This window comes from Siminovitchia fordii DSM 16014 = CIP 108821 (assembly GCF_000374565.1).
GTDB classification, from domain to species: Bacteria; Bacillota; Bacilli; order Bacillales; family Bacillaceae_C; genus Siminovitchia; species Siminovitchia fordii.
Genome location: NZ_KB894727.1, coordinates 1 through 3130, shown reverse-complemented (window position 1 = coordinate 3130; position 3130 = coordinate 1). Strand labels below are relative to the sequence as shown.

Sequence of the window (3130 nt, the reverse complement as noted above, 5' to 3'; positions counted from 1 at the left end):
ACAAAGAATCATTACTCAATCATTAAAAAAGGGATGTTGGCAAGTAGCTACAATTTTAACTGCCAAATCATACATATTCTACTTGCCAAATACAAAAGTAGAGGTAACCAACTCGGTCCGTTTGTTTTTTTACAAATTAGTTCAAGCAACATATGAAGAAGAAAGACGTGCCGCATCTATATCTGCATCTTCAGGTTAGATTGAAATAGATAAGGCTAAGTATCATAAAACAGATCACTACACGGTATCCATTGCCAACAAGTGATCTGTTTTTGCTCTCCATCTATATATGTTTAAAAGTAGTTAATACGCTTATTAAATGTTGTTTAAAAATCGAGATCTTTTATGAGAGACCAGAATACTTAAGTATTTCCCCTATTCCTCATATTAACTTTAAATTCAATAATTAGAACAGGTATAGCGATTAAAACGAATAGTATGTTTAAAGCATTATCATACAATTGATGAATTGGAAAAAAAGTTTTTATCAACATCATTAACACTACAATAAAATAAATTTTTCTAGCATTTTTAGCGATTACATTCATTCAAATTTCTCCCTAGCCATTCTTACTTGTGAAATGCGTCAGATTCTTGTTTTTTATTCCTATTGATTCATTACAGCGTGTCCTATCCACCCAACATAATTAGTTGCTTTCTTGAACTGTGTTTGTACAGCTTGTTAAAACTATATGCAGGACAAGGTTCCAGGTGGTTCGACTCCTTCAACTTTAAGATCATATCGGTGTGGTGGTTCTAATTGCTGTTAGCTCTGGAAGACAAGTAGATCTGTCACGTTGTTCATCCTTTAAAAAGGAGGTGGGAAAAATCCCACCTTCATTACTGTATAGGAACTAATATTTCACATAAATGATTATCTATCATTTGTAGAGTATATCTTTCTATAATGGGTTGTTCTCTTATTGTTAGATTATTTTTTTCTATCTCAGAAAAAATATTGCCCCAAAATTCACTAACTGCCTCTTTTGTATGGTCAAGCAAGAAAACAGCATATTTCCCACCAGAAAACTTACCAACTTGAGCTGGTTTTGCCACACTAATATCGTTATTTATAACAGCACATACATCATAACGACATTCCTCTTTTGGCGTAATCTCTGGGTTATCTTGTGGTATACCTAAGATTGTGGAATCATCTAATACACCATTCAACTGTGCCCACTTTTTAAAAGACTCCATTAGCTCTTTGTTTTGCTTTTCACCATACTCACCAACGTTTCGGAAATAAGCAATCCTTGATTCAGGTAATTCTTCAATCGTTATTTTCATATTTTATTCCTCCTTTCTTAGATAAGGTAATTTGATATAAAATGTTTTTCAAGACCTTTTTCGAAAAAATTTTTAATTAATTTAATTTTCCACAACATAATCAGACTGAGAGCGTAAAATATCTTATGTAAATGAATAAATAGAAAAAGGAAGGCTTTTTCTTGTAGACTTCCAAATAAAAGAGGTCTCCCCTATGGCTCAGTACAAACAATTATTATCCAGGGCTTAGTAAAAAGCAAGATATTACCGAGGTTATATATTGTATAGAGGCAAAAATAAAAAACAGACAAATCAATATGATTCGTCTGTTTTTTATTTCGAAGTAGATTCGGTTAAAAATTGTGTGACGTGGTTTCTTGAAGCACCATTTTTTTCTAACCATGTTCATCTACCTTGTGGTAATACCTGAGGTGGGATTCGAACCCACAAGCCCGTGAGGGCATTGGATTTTGAGTCCAACGTGTATGCCAGTTCCACCACTCAGGCATGATATAAAGATGGAGGCGGCAACCGGATTCGAACCGGTGGTAAGGGTGTTGCAGACCCGTGCCTTACCACTTGGCTATGCCGCCATTTTTGGAGCGGAAGACGGGGTTCGAACCCGCGACCCCCACCTTGGCAAGGTGGTGTTCTACCACTGAACTACTTCCGCATACTGGGCTAGCTGGATTCGAACCAACGAGTGACGGAGTCAAAGTCCGTTGCCTTACCGCTTGGCTATAGCCCATTGATGTAATACATTATACTATAAATTCAATGGGGCGACTAGTGGGAATCGAACCCACGGATGTCGGAGCCACAATCCGATGCGTTAACCACTTCGCCATAGCCGCCGTGATTGGCAGGGGCAGTAGGAATCGAACCCACACTAGAGGTTTTGGAGACCTCTGTTCTACCGTTAAACTATGCCCCTACGAATGGTGGTGGGGGACGGATTCGAACCGCCGAACCCGGAGGGAGCGGATTTACAGTCCGCCGCGTTTAGCCACTTCGCTACCCCACCATAACTTATATTTAAAATGGTGGCTCAGGACGGAATCGAACCGCCGACACAAGGATTTTCAGTCCTTTGCTCTACCGACTGAGCTACTGAGCCGTTTTATTTATTATTAAGCGATACGATTCGATTAATAATAATGGCGGTCCCGACGGGAATCGAACCCGCGATCTCCTGCGTGACAGGCAGGCATGTTAACCGCTACACCACGGGACCTTCTTAAACTATGATATATCAGGTGAAAATATTGCGGGAGCAGGATTTGAACCTGCGACCTTCGGGTTATGAGCCCGACGAGCTGCCAGACTGCTCCATCCCGCGATAGTATAAATGGTGACCCCTACGGGATTCGAACCCGTGTTACCGCCGTGAAAGGGCGGTGTCTTAACCGCTTGACCAAGGGGCCATATGACATTTTCAGTTAATATGGCGGAGAGCAAGGGATTTGAACCCTTGAGACGGCGGTAGCCGCCTACACGATTTCCAATCGTGCTCCTTCGGCCAACTCGGACAGCTCTCCAATGGCTCCGCAGGTAGGATTCGAACCTACGACCGATCGGTTAACAGCCGATAGCTCTACCACTGAGCTACTGCGGAATAATTAAAATTGTGATGAGAAGCGTATTACTGCGTCAGCTTCATTCGGTCCGTCAGTCACGTACTGTTGTACGTTCCTTCCATCCCTCAATCGCTTCCTTGTTCTGCATCTCCCAATTTTAAAGGTTATAATACTAACCTTTAAATCTTATGCCCGGCGACGTCCTGCTCTCACAAGGGGAAACCCCTCACTACCATCGGCGCTGAAGAGCTTAACTTCCGTGTTCGGGATGGGAACGGGTGTGA

2 protein-coding genes, 13 tRNA genes and 1 rRNA gene are annotated in these 3130 nt (G+C 41.2%); 1 reads left to right on the top strand and 15 read right to left on the bottom strand.

Annotated features, from left to right (window positions below; translation table 11 throughout):
* The coding region (locus C509_RS26795; protein WP_211214308.1) for a hypothetical protein at positions 1-199 on the top strand (199 nt) is incomplete at its 5' end.
* A gap of 641 nt (positions 200-840) precedes the next feature.
* Here the strand turns inward: C509_RS26795 and C509_RS0123060 are convergent.
* From C509_RS0123060 to rrf, 15 genes are all read right to left on the bottom strand, one after another.
* On the bottom strand, positions 841-1290 hold the full coding sequence (locus tag C509_RS0123060) for an AraC family transcriptional regulator (protein WP_018709280.1): 450 nt from the start codon (positions 1288-1290) through the stop codon (positions 841-843).
* A gap of 402 nt (positions 1291-1692) precedes the next feature.
* Positions 1693-1776: transfer RNA gene (locus tag C509_RS0123055), tRNA-Leu, on the bottom strand.
* Positions 1777-1788: 12 nt separating this feature from the next.
* Positions 1789-1862 (bottom strand) — tRNA-Cys (locus C509_RS0123050).
* A gap of 5 nt (positions 1863-1867) precedes the next feature.
* Positions 1868-1942, bottom strand: a tRNA-Gly gene (locus C509_RS0123045).
* A 3-nt stretch (positions 1943-1945) separates the two neighbouring features.
* Positions 1946-2017 (bottom strand) — tRNA-Gln (locus C509_RS0123040).
* A gap of 30 nt (positions 2018-2047) precedes the next feature.
* Positions 2048-2123: transfer RNA gene (locus tag C509_RS0123035), tRNA-His, on the bottom strand.
* A gap of 6 nt (positions 2124-2129) precedes the next feature.
* Positions 2130-2203: transfer RNA gene (locus C509_RS0123030), tRNA-Trp, on the bottom strand.
* A 5-nt stretch (positions 2204-2208) separates the two neighbouring features.
* Positions 2209-2293: transfer RNA gene (locus C509_RS0123025), tRNA-Tyr, on the bottom strand.
* Positions 2294-2310: 17 nt separating this feature from the next.
* Positions 2311-2386 (bottom strand) — tRNA-Phe (locus tag C509_RS0123020).
* 41 nt (positions 2387-2427) lie between these two features.
* Positions 2428-2503: transfer RNA gene (locus tag C509_RS0123015), tRNA-Asp, on the bottom strand.
* Positions 2504-2534: 31 nt separating this feature from the next.
* Positions 2535-2608: transfer RNA gene (locus tag C509_RS0123010), tRNA-Met, on the bottom strand.
* A gap of 10 nt (positions 2609-2618) precedes the next feature.
* Positions 2619-2693 (bottom strand) — tRNA-Glu (locus C509_RS0123005).
* Between the two features lie 21 nt (positions 2694-2714).
* Positions 2715-2807: transfer RNA gene (locus tag C509_RS0123000), tRNA-Ser, on the bottom strand.
* Between the two features lie 2 nt (positions 2808-2809).
* Positions 2810-2884, bottom strand: a tRNA-Asn gene (locus C509_RS0122995).
* A gap of 152 nt (positions 2885-3036) precedes the next feature.
* Positions 3037-3130 (bottom strand): 5S ribosomal RNA (gene rrf / locus C509_RS25280); the annotation flags it as partial.

What these genes read in the sequence shown, in the direction of transcription:
- C509_RS0123060 (WP_018709280.1), bottom strand. Translation starts at nt 1,290, where the DNA reads ATGAAAATAACGATTGAAGAATTACCTGAATCAAGGATTGCTTATTTC.